A 26749-nucleotide genomic window follows, 5' to 3' on the forward strand; every position below is an offset into this window, starting at 1 on the left:
ATCTTCGCCCGTCGCCGGACGCCGCGGGTTGTGGTGATCAGGCGTGCGCGTGCAGCGACTTGCCGGCGAGGGCCATGTGCGCCTCGCCCAGGGCCTCGCTCTGGGTCGGGTGGGCGTGCACGAGCTGGGCGACCTCGGCCGGGTAGGCCTCCCAGTTGTAGATGAGCTGCGCCTCACCGACCAGCTCACCCATCCGGGCACCGACCATGTGCACGCCGACCACCGGGCCGTCGGCGACCCGGACCAGCTTCACGAAGCCGGTGGTCTTGAGGATCTGGCTCTTGCCGTTGCCACCCAGGTTGTAGTTGTACGTCTTGACCTTGTCGGCGCCGTACTGCTCCTTGGCCTTCGCCTCGGTCAGACCCACCGACGCCAGCTCCGGGTCGGAGTAGGTGACCCGCGGGATGCCGGCCTCGTCGATCACGGCCGGGTTCTGGCCGGCGATCTCCTCGGCGACGAAGATGCCTTGCTGGAAGCCGCGGTGCGCGAGCTGGAGGCCGGGCACGATGTCGCCGACCGCGTAGACGTTCGGCACGCTGGTGCGCAGCCGCTCGTCGGTCAGCACGTAGCCGCGATCCATCTTCACGCCCTGCTCCTCGTACCCGAGGTTGGCGGTGTTCGGGCCGCGACCCACGGCGACGAGCAGCAGCTCGGCCTCGACGGTCTCGCCGCCCTGGATGGTCAGCTTGACGCCCTTCTCGGTCTTCTCGACCTTCTCGAACGGCTTGCCGACCTTGAAGTTGATCTTCCGCTTGCGGAACGCCCGCTCCAGCGCCTTCGACGACTCCTCGTCCTCGGCGGCCACCAGCCGGGGGAGCGCCTCGACGATCGTCACGTCCCCCCCGAAGGACTTCCACACGCTGGCGAACTCGACGCCGATCACGCCGCCACCCAGCACGATCACCGACGACGGAACCCGGTCCATGGACAGCGCGTGGTCGCTGGTGATGATCCGCTCGCCGTCGACCTCCAGGCCCGGCAGGCTCTTGGCGTACGAGCCGGAGGCCAGCACGAGGTTGCGGCCGGTGTAGCGCTTGCCGTCCACCTCGACCACGTTCTTGCCGACCAGCTTGCCGGCGCCGGCCACGAGGGTGATGTTCTTCGAGCCACCCACCAGGCCCTGCAGGCCCTTGTACAGGCGGGAGACCACGCCGTCCTTGTACGAGTTGACCGCGGCCATGTCGATCCCGACCAGCTCGGCCTTCACACCGAACTGCTCCGACTCGCGGGTCTGGTCGGCGATCTCCGCGGCGTGCAGCAGGGCCTTCGTCGGGATGCAGCCGTTGTGCAGGCAGGTGCCGCCCAGCTTGCCCTTCTCGATCAGCGCGACGGACAGGTCCAGTTGGGCGGCGCGCAGCGCCGCCGCGTAGCCGCCGCTGCCACCTCCGAGGATGACAATGTCGAAGGTTGCGTCGTTCGGCTCGCTCACGTCCAACTCCCAGGTCGCGTCACTGCATCGGGGGTCACGGCGGGGCAACTACAGACACACCCCACCTCGGTCATCTTGTCACCACTGGGCACAGGGTGCGTACTGAGGTGCCCAACGACACGTCGGTGACACGTACCCTTGGCACCGTTGTCGATGACGGAGCGTGGGGGAGAGGTCCGGTGGGGTTGTTCCGGCGCCGCAAACAGGCGCGTGTGCCCAGCCACGACCGCGCGGCGGATCGCGGTGATCTGGATCATCTCGAGAACTTCATCCGGAGCCGTCGCGGCGTCGAGGCGTACATCGAACCGCGGACGACGGTGACGGAGACCACGGTCATCCTGATCGCCGACGACGGGGAGTGGACCCGCCGGCGCATCGACGGCCCGGACGGCGCGCGGCGCTTCGCGTACCGGATGGGCATCCCGGTGTACGACGTCCGGCTGATGGGCTACCCGCAGCGCATGCGCGACTTCAACGAGCGCCGCAAGCGGCGCCCCGAGCGGTACTGAGATGCAAGGAGGGGCCCCTTATTAACGCCAGGCGTTAATAAGGGGCCCCTCCTTGCATCGGTCAGCCGTTGACGGCGACGTCCTCGACCAGCTGCACCAGGGTGCGGACCGGCACACCGGTGCCGCCCTTGGTCAGGTAGCCGGTCGGCTCGCCGGAGTGGTAGCCCGGCCCGGCGATGTCGATGTGCGCCCAGGCCACGTCGTCGGTCACGAACTCGCGCAGGAACACACCGCCCTGCAACATGTGCCCGGCCCGGTCCATCCCGGCGTTGACCTGCGAGATGTCCGCCACGTCGGAGTCCATGCCCTTGCGCACGTCGTCCGGCAGCGGCATCGGCCAGGCCGGCTCGCCGACCGCGTCGCCGACCGTCCGGACCCGCTCGCACAGCTCCGGACTGCCCATGACGCCGGCCATCCGCTTGCCCAGCGCGATCACCTGGCCGCCGGTCAGGGTGGAGGTCTCGAACAGGTAGTCGGTGCCGTCCGCGCAGGCGCGGGCGATCGCGTCGGCCAGGATCATCCGGCCCTCGGCGTCGGTGTTGAGCACCTCCACCTTCTTGCCGCTGTACATGCTGATGACGTCACCCGGCCGGTAGCTGGTGCCCGACGGCATGTTCTCCGCCATCGGCAGGTAGGCGCTGACCGCCACCGCCGGCTTGAGCGCGGCGATCGCCAGCATGGCCGCACCCACCGCGGCGGCACCCGCCATGTCGGACTTCATCTCCCACATGCCCTGTGCCGGCTTGATCGAGATGCCGCCGGTGTCGAAGGTGATTCCCTTGCCGACCAGCGCGACCCGCTTACCGCTGCCGCCGCCCTCCGGGGTGTAGGTGAGCTTCACCAGGCGCGGCGGGGCCTCCGAGCCCTGCCCGACCGCGATGATGCCGCCATACCCACCGGCGGCCAGCGCCGCCTCGTCCAGGACCTCGACGCCGAGGCCCGCCGCCCGGGCGGCGTCGGCCACCGCGTCGGCGAACACCGGCGGCCGCAGCTCGTTCGGCGCCGTGTTCACCCAGTCCCGGCTCAGCCGGACCGCGCCGGCCACCACCTGCGCCCGGCTGATCTCCGCCAGAGCGCCCGCGTCGCCGGCATCCGGCACCGAAACCAGCACCTCGGCCACCGGCTCCCGCCGGGTCGGCTGCGGCCGGGTCTTGTAGCCCGCGAACCGGTACCCGCCGAGCAGCGCGCCCTCCGCGACCGCGCGCAGTGCGGCCGGCGCGTCGGCGTCGTCCGGCAGCGGCATGGCCAGCGCCACCTTCTGCGCGCCCGCCAGGGCCCGGATCGCGGCGCCGGCCGCCCGGCGCAGCGTCTCCGGGGCCGGGGCGGCGCCCGACGGCTCCGGGCCGAGCCCGACCGCGGTGACCAGCGGCGCGGTGACGGTGCCCAGCGTGGCCAGCTTGATCACCTCGCCCGGGCCACCGGTCGCGCCGAGCAGCGCCAGCGTCTCGGTCAGCTTGCCGTCGAACGCGGCGGCAATGCTCTCCGCGCCGCTGGCGAGCAGCAGGGTGCCGGCGAGGCCGCTGGTGGCGCCCTGCTCTCCGGTCTGGCTGTGCACGCCGATCACGATCGCGTCGACGGCGAGCTCCGCCGGGTCGGTGTCGACCAGGCTCAGGGTTGTGGTGCGGGGCGATGTCACTGAAGTTACTCCGGGCGGGCCGGGCCGGCCGCGTCGTCGCGTACCGGCGATGAAGGTCTCCGGCGGAACGTACCCGCCGGACGTCAGGGCTGTCCCGCCGATGATGCCGACGGGTCCCGCCGATGCTAACCAGCGGCGCTGCCCCCGGTAAGTTGCCACCCATGACCGAAGTGACCTCCGACGCCGCCGCGACCCGGCTGCGCCGTTCCCCGCTGCACGAGCGGCACACCGCCGCCGGCGCCAAGTTCGCCCCCTTCGGGGGCTGGGAGATGCCGCTGGAGTACGCCGGCGGCGGGGTGCTCAAGGAGCACACCGCGGTGCGGAGCGCGGTGGGGGTCTTCGACGTGTCGCACCTGGGCAAGGCCCGGGTGAGCGGCCCCGGCGCCGCCGATTTCGTCAACGCCTGCCTCAGCAACGACCTGGGCCGGATCGGGCCGGGCCGGGCGCAGTACACGCTCTGCTGCGACGACGCCACCGGCGGCGTGGTGGACGACATCATCGCCTACCTGTACGCCGACGACCACGTCTTCCTCATCCCGAACGCGGCGAACACCGCCGAGGTGGTCCGCCGGTTGCGGACCGCCGCGCCGGAGCAGGTCACCGTCACCGACGAGCACGAAGCGTACGCCGTGCTGGCCGTGCAGGGCCCGCGCTCGGCCGAGCTGCTGGGCGCCCTCGGCCTGCCCACCGACCACGGCTACATGAGCTTCTCCGCCGCCAGCCTGGCCGGGGTCGAGCTGACGGTCTGCCGCACCGGCTACACCGGCGAGCTGGGCTACGAGCTGGTCGTGCCGTCGGAGCACGCGGTCACGGTCTGGGACGCGCTCTTCGCCGCCGGCGAGAGCTTCGGGCTGCGCGCCTGCGGCCTGGCCGCCCGGGACACGCTGCGCACCGAGATGGGCTACCCGCTGCACGGGCAGGACCTGTCGCTGGACATCACCCCGGTGCAGGCACGGTCCGGCTGGGCGGTGGGCTGGGACAAGCCGGCCTTCTGGGGCCGCGACGCGCTGCGCACCGAGAAGGCCGACGGCCCCCGGCGTACGCTGCGCGGCCTGGTGGCCGTCGACCGGGCCATTCCGCGGCCCGGGATGACCCTGCACGTCGGTGACGTGCAGGTCGGCACGGTCACCAGCGGCACCTTCTCGCCGACCCGCAAGCAGGGCATCGCGCTGGCCCTGCTGGACACCGACGCCAAGCTCGCCGATGGCGACCTCGTCGAGGTCGAGATCCGCGGCCGCCGAGCCCCCATGCAGATAACCCGCCCCCCCTTCGTCAACCCCTCAGTCAAGTAACCCCCCAACCGGAGTCAGGGGATTTTGGGGGTGGGGGGTTCGCCGGAGTCCAGGACTGCCTGGGTCCAGCCGCCCTCGATCACGCCGGTGGCGTCGAGCACCGCCCAGTCGACCACGTCGGTCGACTCCACCACGACCGGGGCGCCGATCCGCACCGAGGAGTCGGTGGCGGCGTCGCTGGCGCTCACCCCGACGATCCGCTCCGGGGCCTCCCACGAGGTGACGCCGGCCCAGACGTACTCCGGGCCGTCGTCGCCGGGCAGGCCGTACTTGACCACCAGCTGCGCCTCGGGCGGCAGTTGGCCGGCGACGAACCGGGTCCGGGCGTCGTCCAGCGCGGCCCGGGCGGTGGCGACCGCCCGGCTCATCGCGTCACCGGAGCGGGCGTAGCGCACGTCCGGCTGGATCCCGGAGAACAGCGTCGCGCAGGCGGCGGCGTAGTAGCGCCCGTCCGGACCGGGATGCCCGGCCGGCGGGCGCAGGCTGAGGAACGAGTCGGCCTCCGGGTCGGTCGCCGGGTCCAGCTCCAGGCGCAGCAGCACCGGGGCCGTCGCACCGTGCTGCTCCGGGTTGCCGTACGCCACCGCGATGTCGTGTCCGGTGACCGTGGCCAGCACCGGCAACTGTACGAACGCCGGCACCTCCTCGCCGGAGAGCCCGTCGGTCCAGTCCCGCAGCAGCCGTCGTGCCGCCCCGGTCATCACCGCACCCCAGGCCCGGGTGAGGTGGTCGGGCACCCCCTGGGTCTGCAACTCCAGCAGCCCGAAGCGGCGCAGCCCCTTGGTGGTGAACCACAACCCCTCCACGTCGGAGGAGTACGGCACCAGCACCCAGTCCACCAGCCGGATCCGGCCCTGCTCGTCCGGGAGTGAGCGCAGCGCGGTCGCCGGGTCGAGGAACTGCAGGCCGAAGACGTCCACCACGTCGCTGTCGACGGACTCCGCCACCGCCGCCGCCACCGCCCGGGCCGCCCACTCGTGCGCCGGCGGCCAGCCGGGCCGGTACTCGGCCTGCACCACCACCAGGTGGGTCGACGCCGCCAGCCGGGCCAACTGCTCCTCGGTGGCGCCGAACGCGGTGAGCAGATCCGGTGGCAGCTCGGGGAACTCGGCGATCGGCCGGGTGTCCACGCTCATCAGTGGGCTGTCCAGCATCTGCCGGGCCAGCCCGTGCACCGGCTCGGCCAGCCGGCCGGTCAGCGCCGCCACCGCGGTCTTCGCGCTGACCTTCGGCAGCCCCGCCATCGGCACCAGGTAGGTCGCGCTAAGCGACTCCGGGACCGGTACGGGCAGGAAGTCGTCCGTGATGAGCATTCTCGTTCCCCCGGTGGCCGTCCGGTGCTGTCGAGCCGAACGCTACCCGGCTCGCCTCGCCGGCTTCAGCCGGACAGCACCAGACCCAGGTAGACCAGCGTGGTGACCACCTCGACGGTCGCGCCGAGCACGTCGCCGGTGATCCCGCCGAGCCGGCGTACCACGTGGGCCAGCAGCGGCACCGCGACGGCGAACGCGGCGGCGACGGCCAGCGGCCCCTGCCACGGGCGGCCCGGCACCGCGGGCACCGCCAGCAGCACGACGGCGACCGCGCCGGCGGCCAGTGCCACCGGGCCCACCGTGCCGGCCACCAACGCGCCCAGCCCGTCCGCGCGGGCCGCCGGCACGCCCCGCCGGCAGGCCACCGTCACACCCAGCCGCCCGGCGGCGGTCGCCGCGACCACCGCCGCGAGGCACGCGGGCCAGGACCGACCGGCAAGTTCGGCGAGCGCCGCCGCCTGCACCAGCAGGACGACCACCAGGGCGACCACCCCGAACGGGCCGACGTCCGGCTTCTTCATGATCTCCAGAGCGGCGGCGCCCCGCCGGTACGAGCCGAGCGCGTCCACGGTGTCGGCCAGCCCGTCCAGGTGCAGCCCCCGGGTGAGCAGGGCGGCGGCACCCACCGTCACGCCGGCGGTCACCAGCGGGGGAGCGAACGCGCCGGCCAGCAGCAGCACGCCGGCCAGCAGCGCGCCGAGCAGGGCGCCGACCGCCGGGGCGAGCGCCATCGCGGTGCCGGCCACCGGGCGGTCGATCCGGCCGGCCCGGACCGGCAACGTGCTGAACGTGGTGACCGCCAGCCGGGCCCCCGCGGCGAGCCGCGACTCAGCCGGCACGCCAGCCCGACGCCGCCTGCTCGTCCGCCCCAGTGGTGGTGGCCGGACCCGGCCCGGCTGGCTCCGGCTCGGCGTAGTCCGGTTCGGCGTCCTCCGGTTCGGCGTCCTCCGGCTCCTCGGTGCCCTGGTCCGGCTCCCCTTCGCCGGCCAGCGACGGGTGGACCGGCAGCGCGGCGGCCAGGGACAGCACCGAGCGCAGCAGCGGGAGCGCGACCAGCGCGTTGGCCCCCTCGCCGAGGTCCAGCCGCAGGTCGAGCAGCGGGGTGAGGCCGAGCACGTCGGCGGCCAGCCGCACCGCCGGGTGACCGCCGTGGTCGGCGAGCAGGCACCAGTGCCGCGCCTGCCCGGCCAGGTCGCGGCTGACCATGCCGGCGGCCAGCCCGACCGGCCCGTCCAACAGCACCGGAATCCGGCGGGCGGTGGCGCCGAGCAGCACGCCGGTGGCCACCGCCACGTCGCCGCCGCCCAGCTCGGCCAGCACGTCCTTGGCACCCCGAGGCGAGCGGCGGGTGCGGTGCAGCGCGTCGCGTACCGCCGCGCAGCGGATCATCCAGGCCGCGTCGTCGATCTCGCCGGAGTTTGTGATCACCCGGCCGAGCACGGCCGGCGGCTCCGCGCCCGCGGTGGCCGCCAGCACCGCCGCGGCGGCGGCCTCGGTGCCGGCGCCGCACGCGGCCAGCACCAGCAGCTGTACGCCGGCGTCGGCGGCCTGCTCGGCCAACCGCCAGCCGTAGCGCAGCGCCGAGTCCACCTGCTCGGGCGTGAGCGCCGGCTCGTCCTCCATCGGCGCGGCGGCCGGAGTGTCCACCACCTGGAGGCTGGCCCCACTCTCGGCGGCCAGCCGGGCCAACGCGCCCTGGCCGGCGCGGGCCTGCCCGGCCCGGCGCGCCGACTCGCCGGCGACCGTGCCGGCCGACGCGCCACCGGCGTGGTCACCGTGCAGCAGCAGCACCCGCACGGAATTCCAGGCGACCGGGGTCGAGGTGCCCTGGGTGGCGGCGGCGAAGCCGACGACGCGGTCCAGCACGCCCAGCCCGGCACCGGGTACGTCCAACGTGGCCAGTCGGTCCACCGCCTGGGGGCCGGTGTACTCGTCGGGCATCGGCAGCTCCATTCCCGGCTGGATGACCAGCCCGGTGGCCACCATGGGCAGCGCCATGGTCGGCGCGGCCCAGGGGTTGCCCGGCTCCTGGTTCGGGGCCGCCGGCGGCGCGTGGGTCAGCACGTCCGGCAGCTGCACCTCGGGGGCGGTCTCGACGTCGGCCGAATCCGCTCCGACCGGCCCGGGCCCGACCGGCGCGGTCCCGGTGGCGGGTGCCGGCGGCACGGCGGCGGTCGCGGGCGGCACGGCGGCGGTCCTGGGCGGCACGGTCGGCTTCAGCCAGGCCGGCTGGCCGGCGACCACCAGCACCACCGCGTCGCAGGCGTCGGCGACGGCCCGGTTGGCCGCGCCGAGCGCGTCGGTGAACGCCCGGCCCAGCGGCGTGGTCGGCACCAGGGACAACCCGACCTCGGGGCTGACCAGCACCACCCGCGCCGAGCAGGCGCGGATCGCCTCGGCCAGCTCAGCGATGGTCGCCACGTCGTCGGCGGGCTGGTGCTCCGGGTCGAGCAGCACCGTCACCCAGCCGCCCAGGTCGTCCACGAGCAGCGTCTCGTTCGGCTGGGCGGACGCGAGCACGTCGGCCAGCCGCCGCGGGTCGGCCGCGGTCTCCTCGGTGCTCCAGCTGCCCGGCCGCCGGGCGCGGTGCGCCGCCAGGCGGGTCGCCCACTCGGTGTCCTCCGGGTCGCCCTCCCCTGCGGTGGCGATGTAGCGGACCACCGGCGCGTCGGCGACCAGGGACTCAGCGAACTCGGACTTGCCGGACCGGATACCGCCGAGAACCAGGACCGTGTTCCACCCGTCAACGGACATGCCCGTACCTTAAGGCCGCCCGGGGTGCCGTTGCCTGCCGGCCCGGTGGTCGCGGTCCGGTCAGTCGCAGTGCTCGAATCCGCTGCCGTAGCTGACCCCGCCGGTGGCGCCACCCCACCTCACGCACGTGCCGGCTGCGCTGGCCCGCACCGGCCCGGCGTAGTAGTCGAACGACCCGCTGTCGGTGCCGCGGGCACGCTCCTGCACCTCCAGGTACGCCGACGCCGCCGATTTGGTGCCGACCGCGGTGTCCTTCAGGGTAACCACGCAGTTGTTGCCGGTGCCCGAGTGGTACAGCAGGTAGACGCGGCCCCGCCGGCGCCCGTCGCCGCCGGTCAGCGTCGCCGAGTCGATCACCTGGTAGCCGCTGCCGCACACCTGGGTCGCGGTGTACGGGTTGGGCCGGCCCGCCGTGCTGCCGCTGGACGGCGGCTTGCCGGTGACGGCCCCGGTCGGCGGGCTTCCCGGTGCCGTGGTGCGTGGGGCCGGGGCGCCGCTGGCCGGCGCGCTGGGCTGATCGGCGACGCCGGTCGACGCGGTGGTCGCGGTGCGGCTGGCACCCGGCGTGCCGCTGGGCCGGGGGCCCGGGGTGGCCGCGTCCCCGCTCGGCAGCGGGACGTTCGCGGCCGACGCCGATTCGCCGGCCAGTGCGGCCGGAAGGTCCGTTCCACGCGGCTCCGGGTCGGGCCGCAGCGCCGCCACGGTCCCGGCGACCAGCGCGACGAGGACGACCGCACCGACCCCGACCAGCAGTGGCCCGCGCCGCCGGCCCGACCCGGTCCGGAACGGGTCCTCCCGGGTCCCCGCCGGTTCGGTTCCGAAGACCGCCGGGGGGCGCAGATCCGTGGGCGGAGCCGGTGGCGTCGGCGCGGTGGTCGCGTGGGCCGGCGGGGTGGGGCTCGGGACGGGCCGCGCGGGTGCCGGCGGGGTGGGGCTCGGGACGGGCGGCGTGACGGACGGCGGGGTGGGGCTCGGGACGGGCGCCGCGACGGACGGCGGGGTCGGACCCGGGCCGGACGGGCCGGGGGCGGCCAGCGCCCAGGGTGGGCGGGCGGCCGGCGGGATGCTGGCCAGGGTCGCGTCGCGGGCGTCAGCGGCGGCGCGGGCCAACTCGGCGGCGCTGGCGAACCGGTCCGCCGGCCGCTTGGCCAACGCCCGCGCGACGACCGCCACCACCGCGGGTGGGGTGTCCGACGGCAGCGGCGCAGGCTCGTCCTGAGCGTGCCGCAACGCCACCGCGAGCGGGTTGTCACCGTCGAACGGCGGCTGCCCGGCAAGGCAGAAGTACGCCACCGCGCCCAGCGCGTACACGTCGGTGGCGGGGGAGACCGGCTGCCCGGTGGCCTGCTCGGGGGACATGTACGAGGCGGTGCCGAGCACCATGTTCGCGGCGGTGAGCCCGGCCATGCTGCGCGACCGGGCGATGCCGAAGTCGACCAGCACCACCCTGCCGTCCGCCTTGACCAGCAGGTTTCCCGGCTTCACGTCCCGGTGCACGATGCCGGCCAGGTGGGCGGTGTGCAGCGCGTCCGCGGCCTGCGCCAGCACCGACATGGTGGTGGCCGGGTCCAGCCGACCCGCCTGGCGCACCCGGGCGGACAACGGCTCACCCTCGACGTACTCCATCACCAGGTAGTCGACCCGGCTGCCGTCGGCGAGCGTGGCCTGCCCGACGTCGTGCACCGCGACCACGCCGGGGTGCCGCAGCGCTGCCAGCATCTGCGCCTCGGCGCGGAACCGGGCGGTGAACTCTGGGTCGGCGACCAGCGACGGCAGCAGAACCTTCACGGCCACCTCGCGTTCCAGCAGCACGTCGGTGCCGCGCCAGACCGCGCCCATCCCGCCCGTCGCCACCCGCTCGCCCAGCCGGTACCGGTCATCGAGCAGCACTCCCCGTGTCAGCACCGGGCCACCGTACCGGCCGCCGCCGATGCGTTGATCAGCCCATGGGTCGCGGCCGGGGCGAGCGAGCGGCCGTTCCGGGTCGGGCCGACTACGCTGGCGAGGGTTCGTCCCACGGGGACTTCAGCGGCGAGGGGAGACGCGGCATGGCGTGGAGCTGGCGGTACGAGGGCACGGACGGCCAGACGGTCGAGGGACCGGCGGAGTCGTTCGGCAGCCAGGCCGACGCCGAATCCTGGATCGGTCAGACCTGGCGGGAGCTCGCGGCGGCCGGCGTCACCTCGGTCGCGCTCGTGGAGGACGACCGCTTGGAGTACCGGATGAGCCTGCTGCCCACGGCCGAGTGATGGGCTACGACCGGCCGGGCGGGGAGCGGCTGGTGCTCGGTGTGCCCAGGGCGGCGTTCCGGCCCAGCCCGGTCTTCCTCGGCCTGGTCGCCCTCTTCGCGGTCAGCGGGGCGCTGGCCTGGAACGGGTACGGCAGCGTCCGGTTCGACGTGTTCCTCTTCGTGGTCTCCGGGTGGCTGGTCTCGCTCTGCCTGCACGAGTACGCGCACGCGGTGGTGGCCTTCCGGGCCGGCGACCGGGACATCGCCCATCGGGGCTACCTGACGCTCAACCCCCTGAAGTACACCCACCCGCTGCTGTCGATCGTGCTGCCGGTGGTGGTGGTGCTGCTCGGCGGCATCGGCCTGCCCGGCGGCGCGGTGTGGGTGGACCGGCACGCCATTCCGGGCCGTTTGCGGCACACCCTGGTCAGCCTCGCCGGGCCGGCGACCAACGTGCTGTTCACGCTGGTGCTGGTGGCGGCGTTGCGGATCGGCATCCAGGCGGGCGGCCCGGTCGAGTTCTGGGCCGGGGTGGCGCTGCTGGCCTTCCTCCAGCTCACCGCGAGCGTGCTGAACCTGCTACCGGTTCCCGGCCTGGACGGCGGCAACATGATCCAGCCGTGGCTCAACCCGCAGTGGCGCCGGATGTACGACCTGTTCGCCCCGTACGGCTTCCTGCTGCTCTTCGCGTTGCTGTGGAATCCGCGTATCGGCGGCTGGTTCTTCGACGTCGTCTTCGCGATCGGGGACCTGCTGGGCCTGCCCTCGTGGCTCTACGCCACCGGCCTCGACCTGATCCGCTTCTGGCAGGGCTGACCGGCCCCGGCTGAGCGTCCGGGCTGACCCGGTCCGGTCGGCGCGAACCCGCGCTGACCGGACCGGGGCTGGCGTCAGGGCCGCTGTGCGGGGGACTCGGTCTTCGCCGGGTCGCGCTCGGTCACCGGCTCGACGATCTCGTCGATCGCCTTGAGCAGCTCGGCGTCGAGCTTCACGCCGGCCGCCTTGACGTTGTCGTGCACCTGCTCGGGGCGGGACGCGCCGATGATCGCCGACGACACGTTCGGGTTCTGCAGCACCCAGGCCACGGCGAGTTGGGCCATGCTCAGCCCGGCCTGCTCAGCGAGGGGCTTGAGCTGCTGAACCCGGGTCAGCACCTCGTCGGTCATGAACCGGGAGATGAAGCCCGCACCGGACTTCTCGTCGGTGGCGCGGGAACCGGCCGGCGGCGGCTGCCCCGGGAGGTACTTGCCGGAGAGCACGCCCTGCGCCATCGGCGACCAGACGATCTGGCCGATGCCCAGCTCCTCGCTGGCCGGGACGACCTCGGTCTCGATGACCCGCCAGAGCATCGAATACTGCGGCTGGTTGGAGACCAGCGGGACATGCAGCTCCCGGGCGAGCGGGTGAGCGGCACGCAGCTGCGCCGCCGACCACTCGGAGACGCCGATGTAGTGCGCCTTGCCGGAGTGCACGACGTCGGCGAACGCCTCCATCGTCTCCTCCAGCGGCGTGCTGTGGTCGTACCGGTGGGCCTGGTAGAGGTCCACGTAGTCGGTGCGCAGCCGGCGCAGCGAGCCGTTGATCGACTCCATGATGTGCTTGCGGGACAGGCCGCGGTCGTTGCGACCGGGACCGGTGGGCCAGTAGACCTTGGTGAAGATCTCCAGGCCCTCGCGGCGCTCGTTCTGCAGCGCCCGGCCGAGCACGTCCTCGGCCCGGGTGCCGGCGTACACGTCGGCGGTGTCGAAGGTGGTGATCCCCGCGTCGAGAGCGGCCCGGACACAGGCGAACGCGGCGTCCTCCTCGACCTGCGAACCGTGGGTGATCCAGTTGCCGTACGAGATCTCGCTGACCATCAGGCCGGAACGGCCCAGGTGTCGGAATTCCATGACCCGACCCTAGCCCCGCCGCTTCAGGGTCGCCGAACCGCCGGTCAGAGCACCGGGTTGGCGTCGGTGAGCAGCCGGTCGATCTCCGCCAGCACGGCGGCACGGTCACGGTGCACAGCGTCGATGAGTGGCTCGCCGCGCCGGTCCAGGGCGCCCCAGCGCCCGGTGCCGTTGCCGACCAGGAACGCCACCGGGTGGATGACCAGAATCGGGTGCGCCGGCGGCACCAGCAGCGTGCCGCCGCGGTCCACCACGCCACGTCGGCCGCCCACGTCGACCACGGCGAGGCCCTCGTCGGTGAACCCGTCGACCTGCTGGCCGTCGGCCAGCTCGGTGGCGAAGCCGTGGTAGCGGGTGGGCACCACGATCCGGCCGGTCCGGTCGACCGCCCCCCAACCCTCGCGCCGGACCGCGGCCACCCCCCGACGGAACGGGCGTACCTCGGCGAAGTTGGGCGGGACCTGCACCTCGCCGGTCGCGTCGATCGCCGTCCAGCCGCCGTCCGCGACCACCCAGGCCAGGCCGTCGCTGAACGGGCGGGCCGCGCGGTAGGACGGCGGGATCACCGTCGTACCGAGCAGGTTGATCAGCGACCACCGGCCGGTGGTCGGTCGGCGGACCCAGGCCAACCCGTCGTGGAACGGCTGCGCCTCGGCGTAGCGGGCGGGGATGACCAGGTCACCGTCCGGGTCGGTGTACCCCCACAGCGGTCCGTCCTGGCCGGGCGTTGGGGGTCGGTCGCGGTCGAGCACCTCGTCCCGGCTCCGGGGGTACGGCCCGAAGCCGTCCGCCGTGGCCCGGGTGGCGACCGCGTCGAGGGCCACCCGGATCCGGTCCAGCAGTTCGGCGTCGCCGGCGCCGCGCAGGTCGAGGGCCTGTTCGAAGTGGTGGCAGGCCTCCATGAGTCGGCCCTGGTCGTAGCAGGCGCGCCCGGCGTGCTCATGCAGGGCGGCCCGCAGCCGGTCGGGCAGTTCGATCGAGTTGGCCTTGGCGAAGAGCTGGTCGGCCTCGGTGAAGTCGCCACGCCAGCGCAGCACATGGGCCAGCCGGGCCTGGGCCAGCGCCGTCCGTCGCAGCTCGCCGGTGGCCTCGGCGTAGGTGAGGGCGAGGCGGCCGTCGGCCAGAGCGTCGTCCAGTTCGCCGAGGATCCGGGAGGTCACCGCCCGCAGGCTGAGCAGCCGGGCCCGGGCCCGGTTGTCGATGGCCGAGCCCAGCTTCTCGGTCAGCCGCCGCCGGATCGCCCGCATGTCGTCCGGCTCCGTCAGGTCCTCGCGCAGGGTGACCGGGTCGAGCCGCCACCGGTACGCCGCAAGGACCTGCTCCGGGTCGCCCTGCTCGGCCAGCGGCCGGCGGGTCACCGGCGGTGTCGTGCCAGGTGGCCCGGACACCGGCACGCTCTCCCCGGCTGACCCGCTCCGCGGGCCGGGAACGGCCGTGGCCGGCGGCGCGGACACGGGCGGTGCGGAGATGGGCGGTGCGGACACGGGCGGTGCGGAGACCGGCGGTGCGGACACGGGTGCCGCGGACATGGGCGCTACGGGCGGGGCCGAGACTGGCGGGCCTGAGACGGGCGGGGCCGAGACGGGCGCGGTCGAGTCCGGCCGTGCGGGCTCGGTGGAGACGGGCTCGTCCGGATCGTGGTCGGACGGCGCGGGCCGGGCCGGGTGCTCTCCGACGGCGGACGGGTCGTCGGTCTGCGAATCGGCCACCGGTGTGGGGACGCTCCGATCGGCCGGCTCGTCCGGCGTCGAGCGCACCTCGTCCACCGGGGCGCGCTCGGCGGGACCACTGTCCCGTGCGGGCGGCGCGGAGACCGGCCGGTCCAGAGACTCCTGGATCGGCTGGTGGGCGTCGATCGATGCCGGCGGTGCGGATGCCGGCCGGTCCAGCGGCTCCGGCTCGGCGAGGCGCTCGGCCGCCCAGCCGTCAGACCCGTCGTAGGACGGAGCGCCCAGGGATCCGGAGACGTCGGGGTGGGTCTCGGCGGCCGCCGGGTCGGTGCGCTGAAGCGGTGTTCCGGCGGTGCTCGGCGGGCCGGAGACCGGCAGGTTGCCCTCCGCCGGTGTCGGCTCGGCTGTGGGCTGTGCCTCGTCGAGCAGATCATCCGCCCAGCTGCGAGGGGCACCGGATACCGGGCGCCCCGGCGGTCCGGACACCGGGTAGGCCGGTGGCGCCGACACCGGGTAGGCCGGTGGCGCCGACACCGACCCGAGGGCGTCAATCGGTGTCGACCCGCCTGCGGGGTCACGATCGGTGACCACGTCGTTGGCCCAGGGGTCGGGGGCGCCGGAGACCGGTTCGGCCGGTGGTGCGGAGATCGGTGGCGCGGGCGGTGCGGACACCGGCCGGGCCTGGGGCGCGGGGGCCGGCGTCCCGGCGGTCGGCTCGACCGCGGAGTCCGGGTGCGGGTCGGGCGCCCGATCATCGACGGCCGGGTCGGCGGCGGGCGTTGACGGGTCGGGCGCCGCTCTCGTGGCCGCGGCGGAGCCGGCCGGGCCATCGGTTGCCGAGAGGTCGTCGGTCGCCTCGGCTGGCCGGCGGTCCGTCTCCGGCTGGTCGGACTCCACCTCCTGAGCGGGGCTGAACCAGGCGGCCGGCCCTCCGGTGACCGGAGCCTCGACCGGATCCGGAGCGGGCGCCGCCGGCGGCTCCGACGGCGCCGGGGGTACGTAGCGGCGCGGCATGCCGGGTGCCACCGGAAGCGCCGGCTCGGCATCCGCCGTGGGTGTTCGAGCCGTGGGGGTCTGAGCCGTGGGGGACGCGACCGGCCGCGCGGACGGGGAATCCGAGGCCTGCCAGGCCGGCGGCGGTGCGACCGGCGGGCGCGCGTCCGCCGCCGGGGCGGACTGCTCCGGCTCGGCCGGCGTCCGGGGCTCGGGGGACATCGCCGGGTCCGGGTGCTCGTCGGACAGCGGCGGGTCCACCGGTGCGGGCAGGAACTCCAGCCGGAGTCGGGCGGCCGGCGGACCCGAGACGGGTACGTCCGCCGCTGGGGAGACCGGGGCCGCCGACACCGGCCGGTCTCGATCCGGGCGGCCGGGTGGGACGTGGTCGGCCGGTCGGCGCTCGTGGCCCGCCGGCGCGGGGGAGGCCGGGGCCGCCGAGATCGGCCGGTCCCAGCCCGGTGCGGCGGGGGAGACGGGTGCCGGCGGGACCGGGGTGGCCCGGCCGGAGGTGGCCGGCGCCCGTGGAGCCGTCGCGGCGGGACGTACCGGGCGCTCGTCGTATCGGGGTTGCGCGGCCGGCGGCCTTTCGGGCCGGGTGGCCGGCCGCGACGGGACACCTGGCTCGGCGGTGCGTTGCCCAGCGCCCTGGTGGCCCGGTTCCCGCGTGCGGTCCGGACGCACTGGACCCGGCGGTGGCCAGGGCAGGCTGCCGTCCGGGCGGTGGCCGGGCTGCGGCCGTGCCTCGCGGTACGTCTCGTCGCGGTACGCCTCCGGCCGGGCGTCCTCGCGGGGGCGCCGGTCCGGGTACGCCTCGGCGCGGGCCGCCGCCTCGCGGGGCTGCTGTCGGTGCGGGTCGGCTGGCCGGCGCCGCTCGTCGTCCCGGCGCGGCTGTCCCGGCATCTCCGGTTCGGGCCGGTGCCGTCGTCCGCCGTCCGGTGTCTGCGGTGCGCCGACCGCCTCGTCCGGGCGGTACCGCCGTTCGCTGGGCGTATCGACGCCAGCGTCCGCACGGGCCCGCGCCGCCGGCCGCGCATCGTCGGCGACCCGCTCCGGGCGGCGGGCGTCGGTCACCCGCTCCGGGCGACGGGTGTCGTCGGAGACGCGCTCCGGACGCCGCGTGTCGGCCACACGGTCGGGGCGGCGGGTGTCGTCGGCGGCCCGATCGGGGTACCGGGAGCGGCCCTCCACGGGTGCCCACTGGCCGGCCCCGCCGGCGGCCCAGCCCTCGGCCGGGCGGTCCTCGTGGCCCCGGGTGGGCCGGGCGGCGTACCCGTCGCCGGGGTGCCGGTCGTATCCGGCGGCCGGGCGCTCCTGCGCGCCGCGCCGGCGCGGCGCCTCGTCCGGCTCCTGCACCCAGCCGGGCTCGGGCCGGGGTGCGGGGGACACCGGTGGCGTGCTCGGGTACCCCCGCTCCCGATCGGCCGGGTCGTGTCGCGGTCGGCGGCTGTCGTACCGCTCGGCGGGCTGGTCCCGGTGCCAGGCTGCCTCGCGGGCTGGTGCCCGCTCGTCGCTCGGGCGCCGGTCGGACCAGGCGGTCCGCCGGTCCGACTCGGGGGAGCGGCGCTCGTCGCGCCGGGGCGGCTCGGGCAGCGGCCGGCGGTACGGCTCATGATCGTAGTGGCGGTTGTCGGCCCCGGTCGGCCGGCCGTGGGCGGACGTCTCGACCGGGTGTTCGTCGCCCCGCGACGTGCCGTGGGCCGGCGTGCCGGCCGGCTCCTCATCGGACCAGGACCGGCCGTAGGGGTCCGCCTCGGCGGGTTCCTCGTCAGCCCAGGACCGGCCGAGGTAGGTGCCGTCCGGACGGGTTGGCGCGAGCGGCGGTACCTCGGTGCGGCCGACGACGGACGCCCGGCCGCGCGGCGGCGGGGGCGGCTGGTGCGACATTCCAATGTCGCCGGCATAGCGCTGGCCGGGGAACTGGGGATGCCACTCGGTGGTCGGTTCGACCACCCAGGACGGCTCGTTCGGGTCCCGCCACCGGTCGGTGTACCGGCCGTTCATCCGCCGAGCCCGTCGCCACACCCGGCCAGGTGGCCGATCAACGTGAGAGGTGGGCGGTCCGCGTTCGCGCCCCGGTGCCCGCCGGGCGTCCGGTCGCCGCCTGCCACGCCCCGGTGGCCGGCTCGCGTCCGCTCGCTCACGGCGTTTGTCACCTCGTTGCAGATTGTCGCGCTGGGCCTCGCGTGCCGGTCAAGTCGCCCGTTTCGGCAGGGCGTGGCTGCGGATGGAGGGTAACGGCGTGGGCTCGCTCACCGCCACTGTGGCGCCGCCCACGGACGCAAACGTTATCCTATGGTTTCGGACATTTGGGTTGATAACCGAATCTGGGTTCCGACGATACCTCACCTGCCGCCGGCTCGGCTCGGACGGGATCCCGCACCGGTCAGGGGTGTTCCATGACGAGCACGGCGAAGGTGCCGGCGACCAGGGCCTCGTAACGGTGCGGAGCGTCACCGGGGAACGTCGCGTAGTCGCCGGGGCCGAGGTCGACCGGGCCGGACTCGGGGCCCACCCGCAGTCGGCCGGCGGCGACCACCACGTGCTCGACGCTGCGAGGGGTGTGCCCGTCCGCGGCCCGGACCGCGCCCGGCTCCAACTCGATCAGGTAGATGTCCCGACGCAGGTGCGCCGCCCCGGCGCTGAGCAGCGTCCCGGTGAAGTCGGCCTGCTCGGAGCGGACCTGGGGGCCGTCACCGGCGCGGATCACCCGTACGCCGTCGTCGGCGGGCTCCACCAGCCGGCTGAACGGCACACCGAGCGCCACGCCGAGCGCCCACAGCGTCTCCACGCTCGGGTTGCCGGTCCCCGACTCCAGTTGGGAGAGGGTGGACTTGGCGACGCCCGCCCGCCGGGCGAGCTCTGTCAGCGAGATGCCGACCCGGTCCCGCTCGCGGCGCAGGGCGGCGGCGATGGTGGCGAGCGGGGCGGCCGGTTCCGGAGGCATGCGTTCGCTCCATTGGATCAACGTTCGGTACGACGAACACCGGTGCTGCGTTCAGCAGGGTGAACCATTCGTACGGTACAACGAACGTCGGATGCCCGGATGCTTTAGCGACTTACCGCCCTCGGTGCGGTCGGCACTACCGGGGTGCCGCGCCTGCTCGGCGTGCCGCGAGTCGGGTCAGACCTTGTCGCCGAGCTTGACCTGGGGAGCCGGGGCGCGCATCCGCCGGAAGGTGATCGACCGCATGACCGCGTACAGGTAGAGCGAGCCCATCCGCTGGCCTGTCTTCGGGAAGCGCTGCCGGACCAGCTTGCCGATCTTGCGGCAGATCAACACCGAGTCGACGACCACACCCAGTGCCAGCGCGCCCCAGAGCACGTTGGAGATCAGCCGGACCACCGGCGGCATCGCCGCGTTCGACCCGATCAGCACGATCAGGGCGCCACCGAAGAACCAGGTGCCGACGGTACGCCGGGAGTCGACCACGTTGCGTGCCAGCAGCCGCTCCGGGCCGCGGTCGCGGGGGCCACCCTCGCGGCGGAACTCCGAGGCGGCCTCGGCGCGTAGCTGGCGGCGGCGCTCCCGCTCCTCCTCCTTGGTGAGGGGGCGGGTGGGGCCAGCCGGGCGGCGGCCGGCGGTCGGCCGCTTGGGCGTCTCCCGACCCTTGGCCGGGGTGTAACCCCGGGGCCGATCGGCGGTCTCCTCGGGAGTCACCGAGGAGACGGCCTCGTCGACGAGGTCGGTGGACTTGCGGCGAAAGAGCGACGGCACGCGGCAAGGGTAGCCAACGGCTCGCGCCCGGTGCGCATCGCGGTGCACCGGGCCGACGGCTCCAGGTCGCAGCGCGGCGTCAGACGCGCCGAACTGGAGTTGTCGCAGCGAACACCAAGTGGTGGAGGTTACGGACGCTCGGCGTGCGCGCCCAGGTCGGCGAGCTTCGCCTCGAAGTCCTCGTAGCCGCGGTTGATCAGGTCGACGCCGTACACCCGGGAGGTGCCCTCGGCCGCGAGCGCCGCGATCAGGTGGCTGAAACCGGCCCGCAGGTCCGGGATGACCAGGTCGGCGGCGTGCAGCTTGCTCGGCCCGGCGATCACCGCGGAGTGCTTGAAGTTGCGCCGGCCGAAGCGGCACGGGGTGCCGCCGAGGCAGTCCCGGTAGACCTGGATGTTGGCGCCCATCGAGTTGAGCGCCTCGGTGTAGCCCAGCCGCTGCTCGTAGACCGTCTCGTGGACGATCGACAGCCCGCGGGCCTGGGTCAGCGCCACGACCAGCGGCTGCTGCCAGTCGGTCATGAAGCCGGGGTGCACGTCGGTCTCCAGCGCCACGGCGTTCAGCTCACCGCCCGGGTGCCAGAACCGGATGCCGCCCTCCTGGCCCGGGTCGCCCAGCTTCGGCGGACGGGCGTCGGTGACCTCGTACTCGCCGCCGACCGAGCGGAAGATGTTCAGGAAGGTCATCATGTCGGCCTGCTGCGCGCCGAGCACCTCGACGTGACCGTGGGTGGCCAGCGCAGCCGCGGCCCAGCTCGCCGCCTCGATCCGGTCCGGGATCGGCCGGTGGGTGTAGCCGTGCAGCTTCGGTACGCCCTGGATCTCGATCACCCGGTCGGTGTGCACCTTGATGATCGCGCCCATCTTCTGCAGGATGCAGATGAGGTCGATGATCTCCGGCTCCACCGCGGCGTTGCGCAGCTCGGTGACGCCCTCGGCCATCACACCGGTCAGCAGCACCTGCTCGGTGGCGCCGACGCTCGGGTACGGCAGGGCGAACTTGGTGCCGTGCAGACCGTTCGGCGCGGACAGGTGCAGACCCTCGGGCCGCTTGTCGACCGTGGCGCCGAACTCCCGCAGCGCCTGAAGGTGGAAGTCGATCGGGCGCGGGCCGATGTGACAGCCGCCCAGGTCCGGGATGAACGCGTGCCCGAGCCGGTGCAGCAGCGGGCCGCAGAAGAGGATCGGGATCCGGCTGGAGCCGGCGTGCACGTTGATCTGGTCGGTGCTGGCGCTCTCCACGTTGGCCGGGTCGAAGACGAGCTCGCCGTCCTCGGTGCCGTCGGTGACCTTGACGCCGTGCAGACCGAGCAGACCCCGGACCACCTCGACGTCGCGGATCTTCGGCACGTCGAACAGCCGGCTAGGGCTGTCGCCGAGCAGCGCGGCGACCATCGCCTTCGAAACCAGGTTCTTCGCGCCGCGCACGCGGATCCGCCCTTCGAGCGGAGTGCCTCCGTGCACGACCAGGACGTCGTCGGTCAACGCAACCTCCAGCGCGTCGGTGCTGCCGTGTTGATGGTGGGGAGCTCCAGCTCTTTCGCTACCCCGGATGCGGCCATATCGAAACGGCCCGCTTGCGTCGTCGCTCCGGCAGCATAGCCCTCGGTGACAAAAAGGGACTCGGTCACATCGGCGTGTGTGGCATTAATCGGTGGTCCGGCACTTTTGCGTACCAAGGGCGCTACGGATCGTGATCAGACCGTGGCCGGCGGCGGGGTGTCCGCGCCGGGCAGGGCGAGCATCTGATCCAGCGCCACCCGGGCGTGGTACGCGGTGTCGGCGTCCACCGTGATCTGGTTGACCACCCGGCCGGCGACCAGCTCCTCCAGTGCCCACACCAGGTGCGGCAGGTCGATCCGGTTCATCGTCGAGCAGTAGCAGACCGCCTTGTCCAGGAACATGATCTGCTTGTCCGGATGCGCCAGCGCCAGCCGGCGGACCAGGTTCAGCTCGGTGCCGAGCGCCCACGCCGACCCGGCCGGGGCCGCCTCGATGGTCTTGATGATGTACTCGGTGGAGCCGACATGGTCGGCGGCCGTGACCACGTCGTGTCGGCACTCCGGGTGGACCAGCACGTTGACCCCGGGCACCCGCTCCCGCACGTCGTTGACGCTCTCCAGGGTGAACCGGCCGTGCACCGAGCAGTGCCCCCGCCAGAGAATCATCTTGGCGTCGCGCAGCTGCTCGGGGGTGAGCCCGCCGCCCGGCTTGTGCGGGTCGTAGAGCACGCAGTCGTCCAGGGACAGGCCCATCTCCAGCACCGCCGTGTTGCGGCCCAGGTGCTGGTCGGGCAGGAAGAGCACCTTCGACCCCTGCTCGAACGCCCAGTCCAGGGCGCGCTTGGCGTTGGAGGAGGTGCAGACCACGCCACCGTTGCGGCCGACGAAGCCCTTGATGTCGGCCGAGGAGTTCATGTACGTCACCGGCACGGTCTCGCCGGCGATGCCCAGCTCGGTCAGCGTGTCCCAGGCGGCCTCGACCTGGCCCAGCACGGCCATGTCCGCCATTGAGCACCCGGCCGCCAGGTCGGGCAGGATCACCCGCTGGGCGTCGGTGGTGAGGATGTCGGCGCTCTCGGCCATGAAGTGCACGCCGCAGAAGAGGATGTACTCCGCGTCCGGGCGGGCCGCGGCCTCCCGGGCGAGCTTGAACGAGTCGCCGGTCACGTCCGCGAACTGGATCACCTCGTCGCGCTGGTAGTGGTGCCCCAGCACGAAGACCTTGCTGCCCAGCTTCGCCTTCGCCGCCGCGGCGCGGGCCACCAGATCCGGATCGCTGGGCGCCGGAAGGTCGCCCGGACACTCGACGCCGCGCTCGGTGTCGGGGTCGCTGCCCCGGCCGAGCAGCAGCAGAGCCGTCGCCGTGTTGGAGGGTTCAACCCAGGTCGAAGTCACGTGACCCATGGTCCCACAGCGCGGGCGCGGCGCGGCTTCCGTCGGTGTGGGCTGCCACACTGCTCGGCATGCGTGTGCTGCTCTGTCCGGACAAGTTCGCCGGCACCCTGCCCGCACCGGAGGTGGCCGCCGCGGTGGCCGCCGGTTGGCGCACCGTCGCCGAGGGTGACGACCTGCTGATCCGGCCACTGGCTGACGGTGGGCCGGGCTTCGTGGAGGTGCTCGCCGAGGCCCTCGGCGGCCGGCGGGTGGCGGTGCGGACGGTCGATCCGCTGGGTCGGCCGGCGGCCGGTGAGATCCTGCTCACCGCCGACGGCGCGACCGCCTACCTGGAGAGCGCCCAGGCGTGCGGGCTGCACCTGCTCGCCACCGCCGAACGTGACCCGAAGACCACCACCTCCTACGGGCTGGGCCTGCTGGTCGCCGCCGCGGTGGAGAGCGGGGCCCGAACGGTGGTGATCGGGCTGGGTGGCTCCGGCACCAATGACGCCGGCGCCGGGATGCTGGCCGCGCTGGGCGTGACCCCGCTCGACGCCGCCGGCGCCGCGCTTCCGTACGGCGGGGCGGCGCTGGCCGGGGCCGTCACGCTGGACGGCGCGCCCCGGCTGCGCGGGGTTCGGCTGGTCGCCGCCACCGACGTGGACAACCCGCTGCTCGGCCTGCACGGCGCGAGCAACGTGTTCGGCCCGCAGAAGGGCGCCGACCGGGCCGACGTGCTGTTGCTCGACGCCGCACTGGAGCACTTCGCGGCGGTGTTGGAGCGGGACCTGCCCGGCTGCCCGGCGGGGCTCGGCACGCTGCCCGGTGGCGGGGCCGCCGGCGGCATCGGCGCGGCAATCCTCGCCCTGGGTGGCGGCTGCGAGTCGGGCATCGGCCTGGTGACCCGGGCCAGCGGGCTGGACGCCGAGCTGGATACCGCCGACCTGGTGATCACTGGTGAGGGGTCCTTCGACCACCAGTCGCTGCGCGGCAAGGTCGTCGCGGGGGTGGCCGGTGCCGCCCGGGACCGGGGGGTGCCGTGCGTGGTGGTGGCCGGCCAGGTCAGCACCGGCCGGCGGGAGGCCGCCGCGGCGGGGGTGACCGACGCGTACAGCCTGGTCGAGCACTTCGGCGGGGAGGAGGGCGGCGGGCTCGCCGCCGCGCTGAGCCGGCCGGCGGACGGGCTGCGCGAGCTGGGCGCCCGACTGGCCCGGCAGTGGAGCCGCTGAGCGCTCCGGCCGGTCGGCGTGCCCGGCCACGACCGGGCCGACCTGCGGCGGGGGTCACGCCACGCGGGTGAGCCCGGCCGAGGCGGCGTACGATCGGAAAAGGACCACACCGGGAATCACTGGACGGCGCGCGGCGTTGGCCAGTGCGTCCGGACCCATACCGCGCAGGGAGACTTCCACGTGACCACGCCAGCGCAGACCGAGTCGACCGAGGCCAAGGCCCCTACTTCCGTCGTCCTCACCGACGTCGCGGCGCAGAAGGTCAAGGCTCTGATCGAGCAGGAGGGCCGCGACGACCTGCGGCTCCGTGTCGCGGTGCAGCCGGGTGGCTGCTCCGGCCTGCGGTACCAGCTCTTCTTCGACGAGCGTTCGCTCGACGGTGACGTCGTCACCGATTTCGGTGGTGTCGAGGTCGTCGTCGACCGGATGAGCGCCCCGTACCTTTCCGGCGCGACGATCGACTTCGCCGACCGGATCGACGCGCAGGGCTTCACCATCGACAACCCCAACGCGGGCAACTCCTGCGCCTGCGGCGACTCGTTCAACTGAGTCGTACGCACCACAAAGCACCACACGCACACCATCACGACGGGGCCGTCCTACGGGGCGGCCCCGTCGTCGTGTGCGGGTGGGAGTGGTCCCCGCGCCGGCCGGTTGCCGTTGAGCGACCGACCGGACACCGCCGGGTGGCCGGGCCGGTAGTCTGACCGCGCCCTGCTCCCGACCCCGAGGGTTGACATGAAGATCGCCGTGACCGGCTCGATCGCCACTGATCACCTGATGAGCTTCCCCGGTCGCTTCGCCGACCAGCTCATCGCCGATCAGCTGCACAAGGTTTCCCTCTCCTTCCTGGTGGACGACCTGGTGCTCCGCCGGGGCGGGGTGGCGGCGAACATTTCGTTCGGCATGGGCCAGCTCGGGCTGCGCCCGGTGCTGCTCGGCGCGGTGGGCGCCGACTTCGCCGACTACCGCTCGTGGCTGGAGCGACACGGGGTGGACTGCGGCTCGGTGCACATCAGCGAGGTGGCGCACACCGCCCGCTTCGTCTGCACCACCGATACCGACATGTGCCAGATCGCGTCGTTCTACGCCGGCGCGATGAGTGAGGCGCGCAACATCGAGCTCGCCCCGGTCGCCGACCGGCTCGGCGGGCTGGACCTGGTGCTGGTCAGCGCCAACGACCCGGAGGCCATGCTGCGCCACTCCGCCGAGTGCCGCACCCGCGGGTACGCGTTCGCCGCCGACCCCTCGCAGCAGCTCGCCCGCATGCCGGGTGAGGACGTGGTGGCGCTGATCGAGGGCGCCGAGTACCTGATGACCAACGACTACGAGAAGTCCCTGCTGCAGAGCAAGGCGGGGCTGAGCGACGACCAGCTGCTGGAGCTGGTCAAGGTGCGGGTCACCACGTTGGGCAAGCACGGCGTGGAGATCGCCGGGCGCGGCATGGACCCGATCCACGTGCCGATCGCGCGGGAAATCCGGGCGGTCGATCCGACCGGTGTGGGCGACGGCTTCCGGGCCGGGTTCTTCACCGCGCTCTCCTGGGGCCTCGGCCTGGAGCGGGCCGCCCAGGTCGGCTCGCTGCTGGCCACGCTGGTCCTGGAGACCGTCGGCACCCAGGAGTACGACGTCCGCCGCGACCTGTTCGTCAAGCGCCTCGCCGAGTCCTACGGCGACACCGCCGCGGACGAGATCCGCCCGCACCTCCTGCCGTAACCAATCGCCGTTCCCTGATCGTTGGCTGCCGAGCAGCGGCCGGGCTGGCGTGTTGTGCCGCTCAGCAGCCAACGATCGAGGGGACCCTCAGTGGGTGCGGCGGATGTCGTAGGCCGGGCCTTCCAGGCCGGTGATGGCGGCGACGAACTCCTGGCCGCGCATCCTGCACCAGGCGGGGAGGTCCACGGCCGCGGCCGGGTCGTCGGCGAGCACCCGCACCACCGTGCCGACCGGCACCTGGGGCATCCGTCGGGCCGCCGCGATCACCGGCAGTGGGCAGCGCTGGCCACGGCAGTCGAGCACCTCGTCCGGCATCGTCACAGCCCCACCACCCCGGCCTCGGCGCGCAGCCCGGCGACGATCCCGGGCAGCTCGGCGAGGAACCGCTCGACGTCCGCCTCGGTCGTCTCCCGGTGCAGGCTGACGCGGACGTTGCCGTGGGAGAGCACCCCCATCGCCTCCAGCACGTGCGACGGGCGCAGCGTGGACGAGGTGCAGGACGAGCCGGACGACACCGCGAAGCCCCGCCGGTCCAGCGCGTGCAGCAGCGCCTCGCCGTCCAGGTACAGGCAGGAGAACGTGACCAGGTGGGGGAGCCGGAGCACCGGATCGCCGACCACCTCCACGTCCGGCACCTCGGCCGGGACCCGCGTCCGGATCCGGTCCACCAGCGGCGCCAGCCGGGTTTCCTCGGCCGCGGCGTCGGCCGCCGCCGCGCGCAGGCTCGCCGCCGCCGCCACCAGCGCGGGCAGGTTCACCGAGCCGGGGGTACGCCCGCCCTCCCGCTCGTCGGCCGGCCAGGGTGACTCCCAGCGGGTGCCCTTGCGGACCGCCAGCAGGCCCACCCCGGGCGGGCCACCCCACTTGTGCGCGCTGGCGGTGAGCACCGACCAGCCCGCCGGCAGGGGCACCCGGCCGACCGACTGGGCGGCGTCGACGTACAGCGGCACCCCGGGGTCGGCGCAGGCGGCGGCCGCCTCCGCGACCGGTTGCACGGTGCCCACCTCATGGCTGGCGGTGATCAGCGCGGCCAGCGCGACCCCGGGAGCCCGGACCGCGTCCGACCAGGCGTCCAGGTCCAGCCGGCCCAGCCGGTCGACCGGAACGGGGTCGGCGACGCCGCCCGCCGCGACGTGCCGCTCCGCGGCGTGCAGCACCGCGGAGTGCTCGATCGCCGAATGCACCAGCGTCGCCCCGACCCGGCGCCGCCCGGCCAGGCCACCGAGCACCGCGCCGTGCGCGGCCGTCGTACCGCTGGAGGTGAAGGACAGCTCGTCGGCGCGGACGCCGAGCGTCTGCGCGGTGGCCTCGCGGGCGGCGTCGAGCAGTTGCCGTGCCCGGCGGGCCTGGGTGTAGAGCTTGCCCGGGTCAGCCCAGCCGTCGTCGAGGGCGGCCAGCAGCGCCTGCCGGGCGACCGGATGCATCGGCGCGGCGGTCGCCGCGTCCAGGTAGACCGGGGATGCGCTCACGGATCCCAACGCTATCGCGGCGTAATG

21 protein-coding genes are annotated in these 26749 nt (G+C 74.2%); 7 read left to right on the plus strand and 14 right to left on the minus strand.

Going from position 1 to position 26749, the window contains the following annotated elements; genetic code table 11:
* Positions 1-37: 37 nt before the first annotated feature.
* Positions 38-1429, minus strand: a complete 1392-nt coding sequence (gene lpdA, locus ACFYPS_RS09835; RefSeq protein WP_354965094.1) for a dihydrolipoyl dehydrogenase — start codon at positions 1427-1429, stop codon at positions 38-40.
* A 179-nt stretch (positions 1430-1608) separates the two neighbouring features.
* On the opposite strand from lpdA, the gene ACFYPS_RS09840 reads away from it, so the two are divergent.
* Positions 1609-1938 carry a hypothetical protein gene (locus ACFYPS_RS09840; protein WP_109819350.1) on the plus strand — a complete coding sequence of 110 codons (330 nt, stop codon included), beginning with the start codon at positions 1609-1611 and terminating at the stop codon, positions 1936-1938.
* A gap of 61 nt (positions 1939-1999) precedes the next feature.
* On the opposite strand, the gene ACFYPS_RS09845 is transcribed toward ACFYPS_RS09840, so the two are convergent.
* Positions 2000-3574, minus strand: coding sequence for a leucyl aminopeptidase (locus ACFYPS_RS09845; RefSeq protein WP_354965093.1), 1575 nt, complete (start codon positions 3572-3574; stop codon positions 2000-2002).
* A 161-nt stretch (positions 3575-3735) separates the two neighbouring features.
* Between ACFYPS_RS09845 and gcvT the strand changes: the two genes are divergently transcribed.
* The gene (gene gcvT, locus ACFYPS_RS09850; RefSeq protein ID WP_354965092.1) at positions 3736-4866 is read left to right on the plus strand and encodes a glycine cleavage system aminomethyltransferase GcvT; all 1131 of its coding nucleotides are present in this window, start codon (positions 3736-3738) and stop codon (positions 4864-4866) included.
* 14 nt (positions 4867-4880) lie between these two features.
* Here the strand turns inward: gcvT and ACFYPS_RS09855 are convergent, their stop codons facing one another.
* The 4 genes from ACFYPS_RS09855 to ACFYPS_RS09870 form a co-directional block, all read right to left on the minus strand.
* Complete coding sequence (locus ACFYPS_RS09855; RefSeq protein ID WP_354965091.1) at positions 4881-6179, minus strand: DUF2314 domain-containing protein; 1299 nt, start codon at positions 6177-6179, stop codon at positions 4881-4883.
* 65 nt (positions 6180-6244) lie between these two features.
* Positions 6245-7018, minus strand: a complete 774-nt coding sequence (locus tag ACFYPS_RS09860; RefSeq protein WP_354965090.1) for an adenosylcobinamide-GDP ribazoletransferase — start codon at positions 7016-7018, stop codon at positions 6245-6247.
* Positions 7008-8933 carry a bifunctional adenosylcobinamide kinase/adenosylcobinamide-phosphate guanylyltransferase gene (locus ACFYPS_RS09865; RefSeq protein ID WP_354965089.1) on the minus strand — a complete coding sequence of 642 codons (1926 nt, stop codon included), beginning with the start codon at positions 8931-8933 and terminating at the stop codon, positions 7008-7010. The genes ACFYPS_RS09860 and ACFYPS_RS09865 overlap by 11 nt, the downstream gene beginning before the upstream one ends.
* 60 nt (positions 8934-8993) lie before the next feature.
* Entirely contained in the window at positions 8994-10838 is a 1845-nt protein-coding gene (locus tag ACFYPS_RS09870; RefSeq protein WP_354965088.1) for a protein kinase, read from the minus strand.
* Between the two features lie 143 nt (positions 10839-10981).
* On the opposite strand from ACFYPS_RS09870, the gene ACFYPS_RS09875 reads away from it, so the two are divergent.
* Entirely contained in the window at positions 10982-11182 is a 201-nt protein-coding gene (locus ACFYPS_RS09875; protein WP_354965087.1) for a hypothetical protein, read from the plus strand.
* Positions 11182-11979, plus strand: coding sequence for a site-2 protease family protein (locus tag ACFYPS_RS09880; RefSeq protein ID WP_354965086.1), 798 nt, complete (start codon positions 11182-11184; stop codon positions 11977-11979). Before ACFYPS_RS09875 ends, ACFYPS_RS09880 begins: the two co-directional genes overlap by 1 nt.
* 74 nt (positions 11980-12053) lie before the next feature.
* On the opposite strand, the gene ACFYPS_RS09885 is transcribed toward ACFYPS_RS09880, so the two are convergent.
* From ACFYPS_RS09885 to nadA, 6 genes are all read right to left on the minus strand, one after another.
* Positions 12054-13052 (minus strand): aldo/keto reductase family protein, encoded by a 999-nt coding sequence (locus ACFYPS_RS09885; RefSeq protein WP_354965085.1) that lies wholly within the window; start codon positions 13050-13052, stop codon positions 12054-12056.
* Positions 13053-13096: 44 nt separating this feature from the next.
* On the minus strand, positions 13097-17719 hold the full coding sequence (locus tag ACFYPS_RS09890) for a WG repeat-containing protein (RefSeq protein WP_354965084.1): 4623 nt from the start codon (positions 17717-17719) through the stop codon (positions 13097-13099).
* Positions 17720-18101: 382 nt separating this feature from the next.
* The gene (locus ACFYPS_RS09895) at positions 18102-18662 is read right to left on the minus strand and encodes an XRE family transcriptional regulator (RefSeq protein ID WP_354965083.1); all 561 of its coding nucleotides are present in this window, start codon (positions 18660-18662) and stop codon (positions 18102-18104) included.
* A gap of 177 nt (positions 18663-18839) precedes the next feature.
* A complete protein-coding gene (locus ACFYPS_RS09900) occupies positions 18840-19433 on the minus strand; it encodes a DUF3043 domain-containing protein (RefSeq protein ID WP_354965082.1) in 594 nt (197 codons plus the stop codon).
* Between the two features lie 128 nt (positions 19434-19561).
* Positions 19562-20917, minus strand: coding sequence for a UDP-N-acetylglucosamine 1-carboxyvinyltransferase (gene murA / locus ACFYPS_RS09905; protein ID WP_354965081.1), 1356 nt, complete (start codon positions 20915-20917; stop codon positions 19562-19564).
* A 212-nt stretch (positions 20918-21129) separates the two neighbouring features.
* Positions 21130-22329 carry a quinolinate synthase NadA gene (gene nadA, locus ACFYPS_RS09910; RefSeq protein ID WP_354965080.1) on the minus strand — a complete coding sequence of 400 codons (1200 nt, stop codon included), beginning with the start codon at positions 22327-22329 and terminating at the stop codon, positions 21130-21132.
* A 68-nt stretch (positions 22330-22397) separates the two neighbouring features.
* On the opposite strand from nadA, the gene ACFYPS_RS09915 reads away from it, so the two are divergent.
* The 3 genes from ACFYPS_RS09915 to ACFYPS_RS09925 all read left to right on the plus strand — a co-directional run bounded on the left by ACFYPS_RS09915 (position 22398) and on the right by ACFYPS_RS09925 (position 25253).
* Positions 22398-23537 (plus strand): glycerate kinase, encoded by a 1140-nt coding sequence (locus ACFYPS_RS09915; RefSeq protein ID WP_354965079.1) that lies wholly within the window; start codon positions 22398-22400, stop codon positions 23535-23537.
* A 180-nt stretch (positions 23538-23717) separates the two neighbouring features.
* Positions 23718-24086, plus strand: a complete 369-nt coding sequence (erpA, locus tag ACFYPS_RS09920; RefSeq protein WP_074313193.1) for an iron-sulfur cluster insertion protein ErpA — start codon at positions 23718-23720, stop codon at positions 24084-24086.
* A gap of 189 nt (positions 24087-24275) precedes the next feature.
* Positions 24276-25253 (plus strand): carbohydrate kinase family protein, encoded by a 978-nt coding sequence (locus ACFYPS_RS09925; protein WP_354965078.1) that lies wholly within the window; start codon positions 24276-24278, stop codon positions 25251-25253.
* A gap of 87 nt (positions 25254-25340) precedes the next feature.
* Here ACFYPS_RS09925 and ACFYPS_RS09930 read toward each other — a convergent pair whose 3' ends face one another.
* Both ACFYPS_RS09930 and ACFYPS_RS09935 read right to left on the minus strand, forming a co-directional pair.
* Positions 25341-25574 (minus strand): sulfurtransferase TusA family protein, encoded by a 234-nt coding sequence (locus ACFYPS_RS09930; protein WP_354965077.1) that lies wholly within the window; start codon positions 25572-25574, stop codon positions 25341-25343.
* Positions 25571-26722: an aminotransferase class V-fold PLP-dependent enzyme gene (locus ACFYPS_RS09935; RefSeq protein ID WP_354965076.1), complete on the minus strand. Its 1152-nt coding sequence runs from the start codon at positions 26720-26722 to the stop codon at positions 25571-25573. The genes ACFYPS_RS09930 and ACFYPS_RS09935 overlap by 4 nt, the downstream gene beginning before the upstream one ends.
* Positions 26723-26749: the final 27 nt, after the last annotated feature.

It is taken from the genome of Micromonospora sp. NPDC005087 (assembly GCF_042872965.1).
Taxonomy (GTDB): domain Bacteria; phylum Actinomycetota; class Actinomycetes; order Mycobacteriales; family Micromonosporaceae; genus Micromonospora.

Excerpts from the sequence above, each read along its gene's own strand:
- gcvT (WP_354965092.1), top strand. The coding sequence starts at position 3,736 with ATGACCGAAGTGACCTCCGACGCCGCCGCGACCCGGCTGCGCCGTTCC.
- ACFYPS_RS09855 (WP_354965091.1), bottom strand. The coding sequence starts at position 6,179 with ATGCTCATCACGGACGACTTCCTGCCCGTACCGGTCCCGGAGTCGCTT.
- ACFYPS_RS09865 (WP_354965089.1), bottom strand. The coding sequence starts at position 8,933 with ATGTCCGTTGACGGGTGGAACACGGTCCTGGTTCTCGGCGGTATCCGG.
- ACFYPS_RS09875 (WP_354965087.1), top strand. The coding sequence starts at position 10,982 with ATGGCGTGGAGCTGGCGGTACGAGGGCACGGACGGCCAGACGGTCGAG.
- ACFYPS_RS09880 (WP_354965086.1), top strand. The coding sequence starts at position 11,182 with ATGGGCTACGACCGGCCGGGCGGGGAGCGGCTGGTGCTCGGTGTGCCC.
- ACFYPS_RS09885 (WP_354965085.1), bottom strand. The coding sequence starts at position 13,052 with ATGGAATTCCGACACCTGGGCCGTTCCGGCCTGATGGTCAGCGAGATC.
- ACFYPS_RS09890 (WP_354965084.1), bottom strand. The coding sequence starts at position 17,719 with ATGAACGGCCGGTACACCGACCGGTGGCGGGACCCGAACGAGCCGTCC.
- ACFYPS_RS09895 (WP_354965083.1), bottom strand. The coding sequence starts at position 18,662 with ATGCCTCCGGAACCGGCCGCCCCGCTCGCCACCATCGCCGCCGCCCTG.
- ACFYPS_RS09915 (WP_354965079.1), top strand. The coding sequence starts at position 22,398 with ATGCGTGTGCTGCTCTGTCCGGACAAGTTCGCCGGCACCCTGCCCGCA.
- ACFYPS_RS09925 (WP_354965078.1), top strand. The coding sequence starts at position 24,276 with ATGAAGATCGCCGTGACCGGCTCGATCGCCACTGATCACCTGATGAGC.